General features: G+C 43.3%; 14 protein-coding genes and 1 tRNA gene. 3 read left to right on the forward strand and 12 right to left on the reverse strand.

Going from position 1 to position 15,675, the window contains the following annotated elements:
* Positions 1 to 114: 114 nt before the first annotated feature.
* Together B0182_RS01195 and B0182_RS01205 are read right to left on the reverse strand one after the other, a co-directional pair.
* Complete coding sequence (locus B0182_RS01195) at positions 115 to 1,233, reverse strand: hypothetical protein (RefSeq protein ID WP_143821636.1); 1,119 nt, start codon at positions 1,231 to 1,233, stop codon at positions 115 to 117.
* 806 nt (positions 1,234 to 2,039) lie between these two features.
* Positions 2,040 to 2,717, reverse strand: a complete 678-nt coding sequence (locus B0182_RS01205) for a DUF4230 domain-containing protein (RefSeq protein ID WP_078273194.1) — start codon at positions 2,715 to 2,717, stop codon at positions 2,040 to 2,042.
* 162 nt (positions 2,718 to 2,879) lie between these two features.
* On the opposite strand from B0182_RS01205, the gene B0182_RS01210 reads away from it, so the two are divergent.
* A complete protein-coding gene (locus B0182_RS01210) occupies positions 2,880 to 4,607 on the forward strand; it encodes a proline--tRNA ligase (protein WP_078273195.1) in 1,728 nt (575 codons plus the stop codon).
* Positions 4,608 to 4,734: 127 nt separating this feature from the next.
* On the forward strand, positions 4,735 to 6,882 hold the full coding sequence (locus tag B0182_RS01215; RefSeq protein WP_078273196.1) for a M3 family metallopeptidase: 2,148 nt from the start codon (positions 4,735 to 4,737) through the stop codon (positions 6,880 to 6,882).
* A gap of 146 nt (positions 6,883 to 7,028) precedes the next feature.
* Here the strand turns inward: B0182_RS01215 and queF are convergent, their stop codons facing one another.
* The 5 genes from queF to B0182_RS01240 all read right to left on the reverse strand — a co-directional run bounded on the left by queF (position 7,029) and on the right by B0182_RS01240 (position 11,138).
* The gene (gene queF / locus B0182_RS01220; protein WP_078273197.1) at positions 7,029 to 7,886 is read right to left on the reverse strand and encodes an NADPH-dependent 7-cyano-7-deazaguanine reductase QueF; all 858 of its coding nucleotides are present in this window, start codon (positions 7,884 to 7,886) and stop codon (positions 7,029 to 7,031) included.
* An 80-nt stretch (positions 7,887 to 7,966) separates the two neighbouring features.
* Positions 7,967 to 8,737, reverse strand: a complete 771-nt coding sequence (locus B0182_RS01225; protein ID WP_078273198.1) for an ABC transporter permease — start codon at positions 8,735 to 8,737, stop codon at positions 7,967 to 7,969.
* The gene (locus B0182_RS01230; RefSeq protein ID WP_078273199.1) at positions 8,730 to 9,710 is read right to left on the reverse strand and encodes an ABC transporter ATP-binding protein; all 981 of its coding nucleotides are present in this window, start codon (positions 9,708 to 9,710) and stop codon (positions 8,730 to 8,732) included. The genes B0182_RS01225 and B0182_RS01230 overlap by 8 nt, the downstream gene beginning before the upstream one ends.
* Positions 9,711 to 9,811: 101 nt before the next feature.
* A complete protein-coding gene (locus B0182_RS01235) occupies positions 9,812 to 10,495 on the reverse strand; it encodes a metallophosphoesterase family protein (protein ID WP_078273200.1) in 684 nt (227 codons plus the stop codon).
* A gap of 97 nt (positions 10,496 to 10,592) precedes the next feature.
* Positions 10,593 to 11,138: a c-type cytochrome gene (locus B0182_RS01240; RefSeq protein WP_078273201.1), complete on the reverse strand. Its 546-nt coding sequence runs from the start codon at positions 11,136 to 11,138 to the stop codon at positions 10,593 to 10,595.
* A 191-nt stretch (positions 11,139 to 11,329) separates the two neighbouring features.
* Between B0182_RS01240 and B0182_RS01245 the strand changes: the two genes are divergently transcribed.
* A tRNA-Arg gene (locus B0182_RS01245) sits at positions 11,330 to 11,406 on the forward strand.
* Between the two features lie 50 nt (positions 11,407 to 11,456).
* Here the strand turns inward: B0182_RS01245 and gloA are convergent.
* From gloA to B0182_RS01270, 5 genes are all read right to left on the reverse strand, one after another.
* On the reverse strand, positions 11,457 to 11,990 hold the full coding sequence (gloA, locus tag B0182_RS01250) for a lactoylglutathione lyase (protein ID WP_078273202.1): 534 nt from the start codon (positions 11,988 to 11,990) through the stop codon (positions 11,457 to 11,459).
* A 56-nt stretch (positions 11,991 to 12,046) separates the two neighbouring features.
* Entirely contained in the window at positions 12,047 to 12,670 is a 624-nt protein-coding gene (locus B0182_RS01255; RefSeq protein WP_078273203.1) for a carbonic anhydrase, read from the reverse strand.
* A 55-nt stretch (positions 12,671 to 12,725) separates the two neighbouring features.
* Entirely contained in the window at positions 12,726 to 13,727 is a 1,002-nt protein-coding gene (locus B0182_RS01260) for a hypothetical protein (protein WP_078273204.1), read from the reverse strand.
* Positions 13,728 to 13,899: 172 nt separating this feature from the next.
* Entirely contained in the window at positions 13,900 to 15,000 is a 1,101-nt protein-coding gene (aroB, locus tag B0182_RS01265) for a 3-dehydroquinate synthase (RefSeq protein WP_078273205.1), read from the reverse strand.
* A 46-nt stretch (positions 15,001 to 15,046) separates the two neighbouring features.
* Positions 15,047 to 15,655, reverse strand: a complete 609-nt coding sequence (locus B0182_RS01270; protein WP_078273206.1) for a shikimate kinase — start codon at positions 15,653 to 15,655, stop codon at positions 15,047 to 15,049.
* Between the last annotated feature and the right edge of the window lie 20 nt (positions 15,656 to 15,675).

Here is a 15,675-nt window from a genome sequence, read left to right on the forward strand (position 1 = left end):
TCAGCATACTTTTTGGACTACTATCAATATATTAAATATAAATAACATGAAAATGTAAATAATGATAAATTTATTGTATGATAAAAATAAAAACATTGCAATTAGGACGTGTCATCACAGCCCCAGTTTGCGACGCAGACGTGACAAGAAACCGATTTTCTCTTGTTGTTCGGCGGTTGTTGGCTCAGGTCTTGGTTCAGGCTCGCTCACAGGTGCGGACGCTGTGACTGTCACTGGTGCCACGGTCGATGTCTGCATGATGGTCGCATTCACGTTTTGGTAGTTATCATCCATCAAATGCTGAGAAAGCAGTAGCGAGACAATCACTTTTTGGACGATAGGACGACCCAGTCCCGTGCGTGCCACAATCTCATCTACCGTGCGTGCTGTATCTTCTAAAGCGACCATTGTCCGCAAGATAATGCGTCTGTCGGCATTATTATCAGGCTTTGCCCATGAACGAAGCTGATAGCGGGCATTGCCATCGATGAGTGGTAATAACTTCTCACCATTCGCCCATGCCATCTGATACAGCCACTGATTCATGTCGAGGGCTTGCTTAGGCTCGCCTGCCACACCGCCATACACACGCAGTCGCCATGTCGTCACGTCTGCCACTTTGGCACTTTTTAGCCATACCAGCTGGCGTGCCCCATCAATAACAGCCAACACCTCTCCATCTTGGGTCAGCTCAAATAAGGACTTAGGACGAGCGTGCAACGTCTTAATCAAGTCTATCACGTCATCTAACTTTGATGTGGTAGACTGTGGCGATTGTGCTGTGTGAGCAGTTTGGGCTGACTGGCTGGTTTGATTCTCCTGATTAGTTCGGGTGCTTGTTTTGTCAGGCTCACCAGACGTGCTTGATTTTTGATAAGGCAGACCCTTTAATACATCCACTTTTTCATGAAGCCAGTCATTTAAGGCATTGATTTGTTTTAGGGGTAATACCAGTGAGTCGCCAGCGATACCACCATTACCTGTCAGGTTGCGACTGACGTATAAGATGGGTGTGCGTGGGTGCAATTCTATTAGTTTTTGCACGCTGGTAGAATTTTTAAAATCCTGATTAATGACATACAAATCAACCTCACCCATCTGAGCGGACACCCAATCCAAATCTACATCCAAACGCAATAGGACGCGCAAATATCCTTTAAAAGTAATTTGGTCAGCAGGGCTAACACCAACCATGGCAATACGCATGGCTTTTTTGCTATCAGTGCTCGTCATGATTTACTCTCAACCAAAGCAATTGTTTGGAGATTATTGGTCTAAATTGCCTAACGCCATCGTCCTGATATTTTTGACAAAGAAAATACAGCCAACAAAATTGAATTTTACTACGGAAACCGTTCGCCCTGAGCTTGTCGAAGGGTTGGTTTCCGTTATGGTTCGACTTAGCTCACCATGAACGGAAACCGTAGTACTTTTTCATTTTGTAGAGTGTATCTGCTTAATTTTACAAGCAACCCGATACGCCATAAATCAATTTTTGATTTATGTTTTTCTTTTATCCCAATATCACATTTAATTAATACGACCATCAGTGATAATTGTTGATTTTAAATAAATTTTAAAATTTAATAAAATACCATTATCTAATATCGTGTTAAAAAATTTGGTATGGCAGTTAGAATAAGTGCTTTATTTTTATCCAAAATGAAATCGCTTCATGATGCCAATATCAATATAAAGTAATTAGTTTACAAAATTAGGCACATTTAGCGGTTATTTTAGCATGAGACTACACCAAAACATTCATTTTAAATAAACAATTAAAGATAAATCAGCAAATTTAGGTTATTAATTTGCTGATTCTATTTTATAACATAATTTGGTTTACGGCTATACCAAACAGTAAAAATATTTTACCATTGAGCAATATTTTTATACCCATAAAAATATTATGGGTATAAATTAAGCATGTTTTGTGTATTATTTGGGCAAATTGATGATTTTATGAACACGTTTATCCATTTTATCAATTTGATGAAATGTTATTATTTAACATTTAAATGATTAAAAAACATACAAATTCACACCCTACACGCCCCCACATCGCCATTGACCACCACAGTCGCCCCTGTCAAGGCAAATAAACCCTTGATTTGTTCGGTGGCGTTATCGGTGGCAAGGGTCATGATGTCGCCTTGACACGCTTTTTTTAGCACTTCGGCTTTGGCAGAGATTTGGGCTTGATTTAAAATCTCAGGGTCATTATCCACCACGCCAAACAGCCCTGTTTTCCAGTCATAGACCTGCATGTCATCAAGGAACACCTCAAACACCTGCGATGGCGGGAGCGTTACCGTGATGTTGGCGTGCGGGGCAACTTTTGGGTCGGTCTGGGGATCAAAGGTAACTTGCACGTTGTCCGCCGTGATTTTACCCAAATCCACGCCTGCCAAAACCCGCCCACGAGCAACAAACAGCCCCTTTTGCTCGTCCTGCCATAGCTTGTACCAATTGCCTTCTTTTTGGGCGGTAATGACCGTGTCCACGCCAAAAGCAACGGTATTTAGGCGAGCCATTTTTTGGATTTCGGTAACAACACCGTCTCGGCTAATGGCGGATACGGCAGGCTCTTCAGTCAATTTTAACGTCCAAAAAACCGCCAAAAACACAATCATCGCCATGACTGACACGATACAAAATAAGGTGAATTTATTGGCTTTTTTTACTTTGGGGGTAGTAAGTGGGGTGGATGTGGTCATAACTCTCCTTTTGAAAATGCAAATTGACGTAAAACAACTCATTTAATACCATAATAGGGACAATTTTAGCATTTATCAAAAAAATTACTTGCACTGTTACCAAAGTTTACTTTAATATAATATGTTTTTACCAAATTTAAAATCAAACTTGCCGAGAATCTTATGAAAGCCAGTCAATTTACCCTAGCCACCCTTCGCAACACCCCAAGCGATGCCGACATCATCTCCGCCCAGCTTATGATAAAAGCAGGTCTGATTCGCAAACTTGCCTCAGGCTTGTATGTGTGGATGCCAACGGGCTTACGTGTGCTAAAACAAGTGGAAAAAATCGTCCGTGAAGAAATGGAGCGTATCGGTGCCCAAGAGTTGCTCATGCCTGTCACCCAACCTGCCGAACTATGGCAAGAGTCGGGACGTTGGGAAGACTATGGGGCGGAATTGCTTCGCTTTAAAGACCGTCATAGCCGTGATTTTGTACTAGGGCCTACCCACGAAGAAGTCATCACCGACATCGCTCGTGGCGAGCTAAAAAGCTACAAACAGCTCCCTGCCACTTATTATCAAATTCAAACCAAGTTTCGTGATGAGATTCGCCCACGTTTTGGGGTGATGAGAGCTCGTGAATTTACCATGAAAGATGCGTATTCTTTTCATATCGACAAAGACAGCCTTGCCAAGACTTATCAAGACTTTTATGAAGCATACAGTCGTATCTTTACCCGTTTGGGGCTTGATTTTAGGGCGGTGCAAGCGGACACGGGGTCTATTGGCGGATTTGCCAGTCATGAATTTCATGTATTAGCCGACAGTGGAGAAGACGACATTGCATTTAGCAGTGAGTCCGACTACTCGGCGAACGTGGAGCTTGCTGAAGCGGTCTGCCACGACACACGTCAGCCCCCAAGTGAGCCACGCACGGACGTGGATACGCCAAATATGCCAACCTGTGAAGAAGTGGCGGAGCATTTGGGCATGGACTTGACACGCACGGTAAAAACGCTCATCGTCAAAGGCTCGTACTCGGAAGATACACCTGATATGCCAAAACTTGTCGCCCTTGTCTTGCGTGGCAACCACACCCTAAACGAGCTAAAAGCCGAGAAACTGCCCCAAATCAAAGCACCGCTAAAAATGGCAAGCGAAGATGAGATAAAAGAAGCTGGTCTCGTTAAGGGCTATATCAGTGTAGACTTGGCAAAATATGATATACCTGTCATCGCTGACAGAAGTGCATCCGTCATGGCGGATTTTGTGAGTGGGGCGAACATCGCCGACAAACACACCACGGGCATGAACTGGGAGCGTGATGCGGTCTATGCAGATGTTGCCGACATTCGCAACGTGGTAGACGGCGACCCAAGCCCAGACGGTAAAGGCGTACTACAAATCAAGCGTGGCATTGAAGTCGGACACATCTTTCAATTGGGCGATAAATATTCGCACGCCTTGGGCTGTACCGTCCTTGGTAAAGAAGGCAAGCCTGTTATGCTGATGATGGGCTGTTATGGCATTGGGGTTAGCCGTATCATCTCGGCAAGCCTAGAACAAAACCATGATGATAAGGGCTGTCTATGGGCGGACACGCCAGACCCTGCCGATAATATCGCCCCATTCTATGTGGCGGTCGTCCCCATGAAATCCAAAGACGGCTCGGCAGAAGCCAAAGCGGACGAGCTGTATAGCACCCTAAAAGCCAAAGGCGTAAACGTCCTATTAGACGACAGAGACGAGCGGGCGGGCGTGAAATTTGCCGACTTAGAGCTCATCGGTGTCCCTCATCGTATCGTGGTGTCCGAGCGTAACCTTGCCGATGGCAAATATGAATACGCCAAGCGTGGGTGTGATGATAAGGAGCTGTTAGGGCTTGATGAAGTGCTTGCAAAATTCTAATACTTGCTTTGACTTTTAAAAAGGCAGACCATGCGGTTTGTCTTTTTTTCATTCATGTTCATCCATAACAGCTCTTGATTTTTTAAATCACTTTGCGTAAGATAAAGCTTTTTTATCAGGAGACATCATGGAACGCCGTCAATTTTTACAATTAGGAATCGGTAGTTTATTTACCCTAAGTCTACCCAAGTTTGGCATGGCACACCCCCTACCCTTAGATTTACCCACCACTTTACAAGACAACCCCCTACTGCATTTTGACGGCTTGCCGAGCTTTGGGGCGGTTGAGATTTCGCACATCACGCCTGCCATTGACTTTTTATTAAAACACAACAAAGACGTGGTCAAGCGTGTCTGCACCCAAAAGAGCATAACATGGGATAACTTCTACGCCCCGATAGAAGACGCTCAAAACAAACTAGACCGTGTGTGGGGCGTGGTCGCTCACTTGCATTCGGTCAAAAACTCAGATGCCCTGCGAGCGGTGTATCAAGACATCACCAAAAGCACAAGCGACTATGAGTCGTGGTTTGGTATGTATCGCCCTTTATATGAAGGCTTTAAAAAACTTGCCAAAAGCGATGCGTTTAAAACCTACACCCAAGCCCAACAAAAAGCGATAAACGATGCCTTGCTGGATTTTAAACTCTCGGGCGTGGCATTGACAGGCGACAAAGCCGAACGTTATACCCAAGTGGTCACTCGTTTATCCGAACTATCCACCCAATTTAGCAACAACGTACTAGATGCCGACATGGGCTGGGAGCTTGTCATTGATGACAAAGCCAAGCTGTCAGGGCTTAGCGGCATTGCCCTACAAAAAGCAGAGCAATCCTCCAAATCCAAAGACAAAACAGGCTACCGTTTTGGGCTGGACGTGCCAAGCTATCTGACAATCACCACCTACGCCGATGACAGAGAGCTACGCAAACAAATGTACGAAGCCTATCGCACTCGTGCGTCCGACAAAGGTCAAAATGCCGACAAATGGGACAACACCCCTATTATCAACGAACTCATTGATTTGCGGCTTGAGCTTGCCCAGCTACTCGGCTACAAAAACTACGCCCAATATGTGCTTGCCAAACGCATGGCAAAAGACACCGATGAAGTATTGGGCTTTTTAAAAGATTTGCTTGCCAAAACTCGCCCCACCGCCAAAAAACAAATGCAGGATTTGCAAAAATACGGACGTGATATTGGCGTGCTAGGTCAAGATGATAAGATTGAGCCGTGGGATTTTGCCTATTTGTCCGAAAAGCAAAAGCAAGCACTTTATGACATTGACAAAGAAGCCTTACGGGCATATTTCCCTGTGGATAAAGTGTTAGACGGCATGTTTGAAGTCACTCGCCGTCTGTTTGGCGTGGACGTGCGTGAAAAAACAGGCGTATCCTTGCCCCACCCCGACACTCGCTTTTTTGAGCTGTATCAAGACGGCAAACACATCGCATCATTTTATCTGGATTTATTTGCTCGTGAAAACAAGCATGGTGGTGCGTGGCATAGCACAGCGATTGGGCATTTTAAAAAATCCACTGGCGACACCCAAAAACCTGTCTCCATGCTCGTGTGCAACTTTGGCGGAGCAACCGGGGACAAACCCGCCTTACTACTACATAGCGAAGTAGAAACGCTGTTTCATGAGTTCGGGCATGGCTTACATCATATGCTCACGCAGGTAGACGTGCTTGCCCTGTCGGGTACTCGTGTGCCAAGAGATGCGGTAGAGTTCCCAAGCCAAATGCTAGAAAACTGGACGTGGGATAAAGACGTGCTTGCCCTTATCTCGGCTCATTATGAGACAGGCGAACCTATTGCCATGGACATGGTTCAAAAAATGCAAACCGCCAAAAACCATCTATCGGCAACTTCTATCGTCCGCCAGTTAGAGTACGCCCTATTTGATTTTCGTTTGCACGTTGAACATAAACAAGGCGACAAAAAAACACTTTCTCGCCTGCGTGATGACATTCGCCAAAACGTCTCGGTACTGGGCGAACCTGACTGGGTGCGTATGGCTCACAGCTTTAACCACATTTTTTCAGGCGGTTATTCGGCAGGGTATTATAGCTATCTGTGGTCGGAAGTGTTGGCAAGCGATGCCTTTACTCGCTTTGAGAATGAAGGGCTGTTTAACCAACAAACAGGACAAGATTTTATCAATGCCATTTTGTCCCAAGGCGGTGCTGATGAGCCGATGAGATTGTTTGAGCGGTTTATGGGTCGCAAACCCAAAAACGATGCTCTGTTAAAGGCTCGTGGGATTGGCTAGGGCGTGCCTGTCATTGATAACATTTTTATAAAATAAGATGAAAATTTAACGTTTTAATCCATTTTTGCATGAAAAATTGCAAATACCAAAGGCAGGCACGCCCTAATAAATAAACCCTGTGATTGCAGGGTTTATTTATATTTATGCTATTGACGAATAAGTCGTTTAATTTGCCCTTTATCCGTATTAAATACCCGCACAGGGTTAATGTCAATCCCGCCACGTCTTGTATAATTCGCCAGCACCTTTAAAGAGACTGGCTTAAAATACGTCATCATGTCGGCAAATATTCGCTCTACGCATTGCTCATGAAAGCCATTGTGCTGTCTAAATGATAAAATATATTTTAAAAATTCGCCAAAATCCAAATCGTATTCGCTCGTCATTTCAATTTGCACCACCCCCCAGTCAGGCTGATTGGTAACAGGGCAATTTGAACGCAACAGATTGCTATAAAATTGATAAGTTGCCAGTTCGCCTTTTTTGGCATTTTTTAAAAATTTGCTATCAATATCATCGCTTAAAACAATCTCATCAGATAAATGATTTAAGACATCATCAATACAAATGCCGATTGGTTTTGCAATGGTTAATTCATCGCTATCTAATCCGATAATCTCCACGCCCACATCAGCACCCACGCAGATAGATAAATCTTTTTGTAAAGTGGTTTTTAATTCATCAATACTGCTAAATTTAGTAAAGTTTAAGCTATTCAGATATAGCTTTAAGGATTTGGATTCCACGATATTTGGCGAATTGGCAGGAATGGTAAAACGAGCCATTGCCACTTGTGAAATGCCAATCGGATTTAGCCATGACAATTCAAAGGCTTGCCAAATATCCACGCCATTTTTTAATTCATCATGATAATTATTAAAATCAAATCCCACATCTTTTAAAATCTCATCTCGTCCGATTTGCCGAGAAATGGGATGTAAAATGGTGGGGTCATAAGTTTTTGAATAAGTGGTGCTTTCGCCTAGTACGCCGTGAATACTCATTTGTGTTTGCCTTTTGATTTATCTTTTATTATAGTGGGCAAATTGCAATTCACCCCTACAAATTTAAATTTAATATTAAATTAAGAAAGCCGAATTCTTTTACCGTCTTTTAATATTTTATATGCCACGCCATAAAACACCGCACAAAATATCAAAATCGCCAATAACGAATAACCGACATTGACATCAGAATGCCCCAATATGCCATAACGAAAGGCATTGACCATATAAACAATGGGGTTAAGTAGAGATAAATTTTGCCAAAATGGCGATAAGTTTTCTAACGAATAAAACACCCCGCCCAAATAAGTCAAAGGCGTTAAAATAAAACTTGGCACAATAGAAATATCATCAAATGAGCGGGCAAATACCCCATTGATAAAACCGCCCAATGAAAATAGCACGGACGTGCCAATAATGGTAATCAGCATGATTGGCAAATTACTAATGCTTAATTGAGTAAAAAATAACGCCACAATACTGACAATTAACGCAATGGCAAGCCCACGAAATACGCCACCGCCCACATAGCCCAATAATATGGCGTGCTTGGATATGGGCGACACCAGCATTTCATCAATACTGCCGTGAAATTTGGTGCTAAAAAATGATGATACAACATTAGAATAACTGTTGGTAATGACCGACATCATAATCAAACCGGGCACGATAAACTGCATATAGCTCACCCCGCCCATTTCTCCGACACGAGAGCCAATCATTTGCCCAAATATCACAAAATACAGCGTCATGGTAATGACAGGCGGTAATAAGGTTTGGGGCCAAATACGAACAATGCGTTTAATCTCTTTAAATAATAGGGTGTTAAAAGCAGTTAATTGATTATTCATGATTTTCCCCATTATTTAATTTATTCTCGTCTTTCATTTTGCCTTTATGAAAATGGCTATCTACCACACCCATAAATAATTCTTCTAGGCGGTTGGCTTTATTTCTCATGCTGACAATTTGGATATTTAGGTGATTTAATTGCGTAAATACGTCATTTAAATGCTGGGTTTTATTAAGCGTGATTTCTAAAGTTTTATTATCCGCCAAATTGATATGACTAATGTTATTTAGAGTTGGGGTATTTTTTAATTCATCTTTTAAATCAAAAACAAAAGTTTCTAATGATAACTGCGTAAGCAATGATTTCATCCCGGTGTTAATTAAAATCTCGCCATGATTTAATATGGCGATGTATTTACACAACTGCTCGGCTTCTTCTAAATAATGGGTCGTCAAAATAATAGTCGTGCCTTCGTCTTTATTGATACGCTCCATAAAATCCCACATAGAACGGCGTAATTCAATATCCACCCCTGCGGTCGGCTCGTCTAATATCAAAAGCCTAGGGCGATGCATTAAAGCACGGGCAATCATCAGACGGCGTTTCATACCGCCAGAGAGCGAACGAGCCTTTGTATCTTTCTTATCCCACAGCCCCAATTCTTTTAATAAAAATTCGGCTCGCGGCAAGGCGTCTTTCTTTTTTATGCCGTAATAGCCTGCTTGAATAATCAATATATCCAAACATTTTTCAAATTGGTTAAAATTAAATTCTTGGGGAACAACGCCCAAATAAGACTTGGCAAGGCTTGGATTTTTGTGCAAATCCACACCAAAAATCTCCACCGTGCCGTCTGTTTGGGGAAATAATGAGCTGATGATACCAATCATCGTGGATTTGCCTGCTCCATTTGCCCCAAGCAAGGCAAAAAATTGGCCTTGTGGCACGGTCAAATCCACGCCTTTTAGGGCGGCAGTGCCATTGGGATAGGTTTTTTTAAGATTGGTTATTTTTAAGGCTGGTATGGTCATGATTTGATTTTTTAAAAATTTTATAATTAAATTAGGACAAATAACAAAAAGACAAATTCACTTTTTAAATAAGTTAATTTATTTAAATCAATACAAGTTAATTAAAAGAAATTGCTTACGTCTGCAATATAGAAATCGCCGTCATTATCCGCCTGATAGAGCTGTTTGCCATTTACTTCTATCGCCGTCAAACAACCGTCCCCATACGCCCATGTATCAATGCAGATAATGCCGTTTTGAAATAACACCTGTCCGTCTCGCTGTTCGGTATGCCCACAAATCACGGTTTTGCCTGAGACATGAGCGACATGGTCGTTTTCTAATTTACGCCAGCGTAGGGCATAATCATTTTGTTTATCCATTGGCAAATATGGATAAATGGACGCATGACAGAAAATAAAATCGTCTGTTTCATGATAATCCACGGTTTTATTTAAAAAACCCACATAATTAAATGGCAAATGCAAACACTCTGACCGCATGGGCATTAGATTAAAAGATTGCAAGGTTTTATCGCCACCGACTTTCAGCCAAAATTCAAAGTCATCTTTGTATTTTAACCCTGCCAGCATAATCAGCTCGTGATTACCCATGATAAAGACCGTTTGACAGATGTCAGATAAATTCATCAATATATCCAGCACGCCTTTGCTGTCATCGCCACGATTGACATAATCGCCCAAAAAGATAAGTGTGTCATCGAAGGTTGGCTGTATGCCGTCTATCAGCGTGGCTAGGGCAACCCTACTGCCGTGAATGTCGCCAATGGCAAAAACTCTTGCCATGATTTGCCTTTTAATCCAAAATCCAAAATATAAAAGACGAAAAACGCCAAACAGCCTAAGCGGTTATCCGCCTAAGCCATTTGGACTATTTAATGAATTATTGCGATTGGGAAATGATATAATCAACCGCGTTTTTCACTTCATCATCAGAGATGTCTGCACCACCACGAGCAGGCATGGCATTAAAGCCATTGATGGCGTGGTCGTACAAAGTTGCCTTACCTTTGGCGATACGTGGAGCCCAATCGGCTGTACCTGTTTTTGGTGCTCCCACCAAGCCCGCATCATGACACGTGGCACAGATGGCATTATAAAGCTGGTCACCAGGGCGAGCCACACCTTCTACCGCGGGGGCTAGCACAGTGATGTTAATGTCGCACTCTTCGCCATCAAAGCACACTTTACCCACAGGGGCGATACGTGCCACCAGTTGTGGGTACATGGCGATGAGCTTTTTGACCTGAGCACTGTCCTCAGGGATGGCTTCTTTTTTGGCTTCTGCTTTGGGTGCTTCTGCAATCGCGGTCTCTGCCTGAGTCTCGCTCGTTGCTTCTACATTGGCAGGTGCTTCACTTGCTTGGCTGGTCATTACGCCAGAAATTGCCAACAATGTGGCAAAAGATAAAGTTACAATTTTTTTCATTGTCTTATCTCGTTTAGCCTTGAATAATCTTGTTATTCTGGGTTTGGGAAATTTACCCTACTATTATAAGGGAAAATAGGGATAAAATACCACGTTTTTTATGTAATTTGTAAATAATTAGCAAGATTTTTTGGCATTTTTACAAAAACATGGTAATTTTGGCAAAAATCTGCTAAAATATCGCCCTTGATGTGCCTGTAGCTCAGTTGGATAGAGTGTTGGCCTCCGAAGCCAAAGGTCGTGGGTTCAATTCCCGCCAGGCACGCCATTTATCATTGATAAAACAAAAAAACACGCCCAAAAGCGTGTTTTTTGTTTTTAACCTTTTAGCTCAATAATCTCAACCCAGTAGCCATCTGGGTCTTTGATAAAGGCGATGTCTTTCATGCTACCGTCTTCGGGGCGTTTTTGGAATACAACATTGTTTTCATCAAACCACGCCACTGCTTTTGCCAAATCAGGCGCGGCAAAGCAGATATGCCCAAAGCCTCTGGGGTCGCTGTTGCCGTCATGATAGCTAAAATCAGCATCATTTTCGGTACCGTAGTTGTGCGTGAGTTCTAGAATACCACGTTGGCGCGAGACATAAGCGGTCAGATTCTCTGTGGCAGGCAAATTATCACGCTCATCGGCTGTCAGCTTTGCCAAAAAATACAAGTCAAATTTGGCATCAGGGAATTGACTATGGCGTAACAAAGTCATGCCAAGCACACCTGTATAAAATTCTAGCGACTTGACAGGATCTTTGATGCGTAGCATGGTGTGGTTAAAGGTAAAACCTTCGGACGCTGTCGGAATGTCTTTAACGCCATTGGCGGTCAAGGCTTGGGCGGGTTGGGTAATGGTCGTCATAACGGCTCCTCTTTTTGATTTTGTATACTTTTAAAAAAACTTTTGCAATAATAAACTTATTCAAAAAAATTCACTTTGCCAGTTGCCACGTCATATTCCGCTCCGACAATGGTCAGTCTCCCACTATTAACCATGTCCTCTAAACTGCGTGAGCCTGATTTTAATTGGCTCACCGACAGTCGCACATTGGCACGCACAGCACGGTCAATGAACTCGTTCATGTCTATCTTGCCATCGCCTGCGGTGAGTATCTCATGTAGGTTGTACACGCTGGGGCGAATTCTATCAACGATGGATTGCAAATTGGGCGAATAATATTGCTCAGGATTGATGAGCGTCTCAACACATGCCGTTACCGCCCCGCAGTGGCTATGTCCTAGCACCACCACAAGCTCGGTGCCAAATTTCTCGGCAGCGAACTCTACCGAACCAATCTGTGACGGGGCAACTACATTGCCCGCCACTCGGATGACAAACAACTCGCCCAATTTTTGGTCAAAGATGAGCTCCACTGGCACACGAGCGTCCGAACACCCCAAAATAATGGCAGATGGCAACTGCTCTTCTATCAGTATCGGCGGAGGCTGATGATGTTCTTTGGCGTTTTTGATTTTTTCAACATAACGCAAATTACCCGCTTTTAACTGTTCTAGCACCGCTTGGGCATTTAAGTTTTTCATGGCACTTCCTGTTGGAGTTATTTAATTTGATACGTGACCGACCATTCAAATACTATCAATCATCACCTGGCATGGTCATGGGTGGGGCAGGCTCTAAGTCCGCCACATTCGCCTCCTTGGTGGGTGCAGGCTTTTCACTTTTAGGTTCAGGCTTTCGTTCATTTTTGGGTTCAGGGGTTGGCTCGGGTCTTGTTTGAGGTTTTGGCTCGACCTGACTTTCTCCTTTATTACTATTCTTAGTATCAGCTTTTGGTTTTTCTGCCGTCTCTTTGGGTTTGATGGTAGGCGGTGCTTTGAGTTGTTTGGTCGGCTCACTCTCCTGCTCATTTAAGTCGGCAATCACGTCTTCTGCCACTGCTTTTTTGGGCGTCTCTTTTACTTCCTCTTGTGGCTTAGGTGCCTCGGCAGGGATTTCTTTTTTGGTTGGTTTTAAACGAACTGCACGAGGTGATGATTCCGAAGAATCAACCACCACTTCCGCTGAACGTTCGTAATTATCTATCATACCAACATAACGCTTCATTTCCTCAGGCATGGGTGTGACACTTTTGGGCAGTCCAAAATCCACCGTCTTTATCGCACCCAATGCCTCCTGGGTACTACCCATGATGCCATAGGTTAGGATATAACGCTGTTCGTTATTGGCATTATGATAGCGAAAATAAGCAAACTTATCACGGTCTCTGCGTCCTTTGAGATATTCGGTGATAATCTCATTTTGTGCCACATCCATGACTTGCACTGTCCAGCGTTTGTCATTGTCTTCAAAAAATTTTTTACCCTTAAACTGGGCAGGATAATTACGGAGGTCTCGCACCACCGTCGCAAAGTCAATGGGTGGCACTTCTTTGGAAAGCTCGCTTAAATTATCAATGGTTACTGGTAAGGCAAAGTCTTCTGCCACCGCTTTGGTTTTTTGACGTTCTTTGGTAATCTCTGGTGTGGCGTGAGAAAGCGACATTAAGAACCACAGTATCAGCATGACGCCTGCCATGATAAGCCATATCATCGCCTGTCTTCTGGATTTTTTATTAATCATCGCTACACTTTGGGTCATGGTCTTGCCTTTAATTAATACAATATTTTTAGGTAGTGGTCTAAAAAGTATGCTGAACTAGGTTTTCCGTTCGCTCTGAGCTATGCCTACGGGTAGGAAAACCGTTAGGTTTCCCAAACTCACCACGAACGGTTTTCCTTGTAGCATACTTTTTGAACCAGAGCCAAAAAAATCAATGGTTGGCGTTGAGCACTTCTGTTAACACTGCCATATCAAAATCTTTGGTGACAAACGCCTTGCCAAGCTCTTTTAATAACACCAATCGAATACTGCCGTTTTGCACTTTTTTGTCATGTCCCATCAAATCCAGTGCCACCGATGGTTCTATATAGGGTGGTTTGACGGGCAAATCAAAGATTTGTAACAAATCAACAACACGAGCAACTTCGTCTTCACCAATCAATCCAAGTTTTTGCGACATCATCATCGCTTGCACCATACCCGCCGCCACTGCCTCGCCATGAAGCCAATTACCATAGCCCATGTGCGTCTCAATGACGTGTCCAAAGGTATGTCCGAAGTTTAGTAAAGCACGCACACCCGACTCACGTTCATCGTTGGCAACGATTTTGGCTTTATAGTCACAGCAGCGATACACCATCTCGCTTAGTATCGCACCATCTCTGGCGGTAATTTTCGTGGCATTGACTTCAAGCCAATCCAAAAAAGCCTTATCAAAAATGAGTGCATATTTTACCACTTCCGCCAGTCCTGCCGCAAATTCTCTTTCGGGCAATGTATCAAATGTCGTCATGTCCGCCAACACGCACACAGGTTGCCAAAATGCCCCAATCATGTTCTTGCCAAAGGGATGGTTAATGCCTGTCTTGCCACCCACTGACGAGTCCACTTGTGCCAGTAGCGTGGTCGGCACTTGAATGAAATTTACCCCACGCATAAAGCTTGCCGCCGCAAAGCCGGTCATATCGCCAATCACCCCACCACCTAAGGCGATGAGCGTACAATCCCGAGCAAAGTGGTTTTTCATGAGTACATCATAAATGGTATTGATATGCTCTTGGTTTTTATACTGCTCACCATCAGGCAAGACACAGCTCTCCACCATCAAGCCCTGTACTGCCAAATGTTTAGTTAAATCGGTCAAATACAAAGGGGCAATGGTCGTATTAGTAACGATAAGCACCTGCTTGCCTCTGATGAATGGCAAAATAGGACTTGCCAAATCTATCTGACCTGCGATGCTGGCACCAATAAAAATGGGATAATCGTGATTCTGGGTTTGGACAGTGAGTGTATTGGTAATGTGTGTCATAATGCTACTTTGAAATTTGCTGTAAATGTCTTAATTGATTTAAATATTAAGATGTTTGCTGATTCTCAATATTTTTGGCATAAGCGATAAGAACATCAAGTATCTCTGCCATCATTTGCTTGGGGTAAGCCCTTCCTGTAGCGACAGTAATGTCTGCCACCTCTTGATATAATGGTGATCGTCTTTGATAAAGCGTTTCTAATACCACTCTGGGGTTATCTGTTTGGAGTAGGGGGCGATTTTTGTCTTTTTTGGTGCGATGGATTTGGGTGTCCACGCTCGCATCCAAAAAAATAACCAATCCACGTTTTAGATATTCTCGATTGCATTCACGCTCAACCACACCGCCACCTGTAGCCAGTACAATGCTTGGCATGGCAGACAGCTCATCCATGGCACGACTCTCACGCTCACGAAAGCCTGACTCACCCTCTTTTTGAAAAATCCACGGAATGTCCGCCCCTGCTTTTTCACTGATACACCAATCCACGTCCCAAAAAGGGCGTTTTAAATGTTTAGCAAGCAGTTTACCAATAGTTGTCTTGCCCGCCCCCATCGGTCCCACCAAAAAAATAGACGGCAATAAATGGGTATAGTGATGAATGGGTTTTTGGACAAACACCTCTTCAATCACCGCCGATTCTTCTATACTCATAATAACATCACTAAAAATAA

It is taken from the genome of Moraxella bovis (genome assembly GCF_002014975.1).
Lineage (GTDB): Bacteria > Pseudomonadota > Gammaproteobacteria > Pseudomonadales > Moraxellaceae > Moraxella > Moraxella bovis.

Bases quoted from the DNA above. Each gene is read 5' to 3' on its own strand.
- B0182_RS01260 (WP_078273204.1), bottom strand. From the start codon at position 13,727: ATGACCCAAAGTGTAGCGATGATTAATAAAAAATCCAGAAGACAGGCG.
- B0182_RS01240 (WP_078273201.1), bottom strand. From the start codon at position 11,138: ATGAAAAAAATTGTAACTTTATCTTTTGCCACATTGTTGGCAATTTCT.
- gloA (WP_078273202.1), bottom strand. From the start codon at position 11,990: ATGACGACCATTACCCAACCCGCCCAAGCCTTGACCGCCAATGGCGTT.
- queF (WP_078273197.1), bottom strand. From the start codon at position 7,886: ATGAGTATTCACGGCGTACTAGGCGAAAGCACCACTTATTCAAAAACT.
- B0182_RS01225 (WP_078273198.1), bottom strand. From the start codon at position 8,737: ATGAATAATCAATTAACTGCTTTTAACACCCTATTATTTAAAGAGATT.
- B0182_RS01205 (WP_078273194.1), bottom strand. From the start codon at position 2,717: ATGACCACATCCACCCCACTTACTACCCCCAAAGTAAAAAAAGCCAAT.
- B0182_RS01215 (WP_078273196.1), top strand. From the start codon at position 4,735: ATGGAACGCCGTCAATTTTTACAATTAGGAATCGGTAGTTTATTTACC.
- B0182_RS01255 (WP_078273203.1), bottom strand. From the start codon at position 12,670: ATGAAAAACTTAAATGCCCAAGCGGTGCTAGAACAGTTAAAAGCGGGT.
- B0182_RS01195 (WP_143821636.1), bottom strand. From the start codon at position 1,233: ATGACGAGCACTGATAGCAAAAAAGCCATGCGTATTGCCATGGTTGGT.
- B0182_RS01210 (WP_078273195.1), top strand. From the start codon at position 2,880: ATGAAAGCCAGTCAATTTACCCTAGCCACCCTTCGCAACACCCCAAGC.
- B0182_RS01270 (WP_078273206.1), bottom strand. From the start codon at position 15,655: ATGAGTATAGAAGAATCGGCGGTGATTGAAGAGGTGTTTGTCCAAAAA.
- B0182_RS01230 (WP_078273199.1), bottom strand. From the start codon at position 9,710: ATGACCATACCAGCCTTAAAAATAACCAATCTTAAAAAAACCTATCCC.
- B0182_RS01235 (WP_078273200.1), bottom strand. From the start codon at position 10,495: ATGGCAAGAGTTTTTGCCATTGGCGACATTCACGGCAGTAGGGTTGCC.
- aroB (WP_078273205.1), bottom strand. From the start codon at position 15,000: ATGACACACATTACCAATACACTCACTGTCCAAACCCAGAATCACGAT.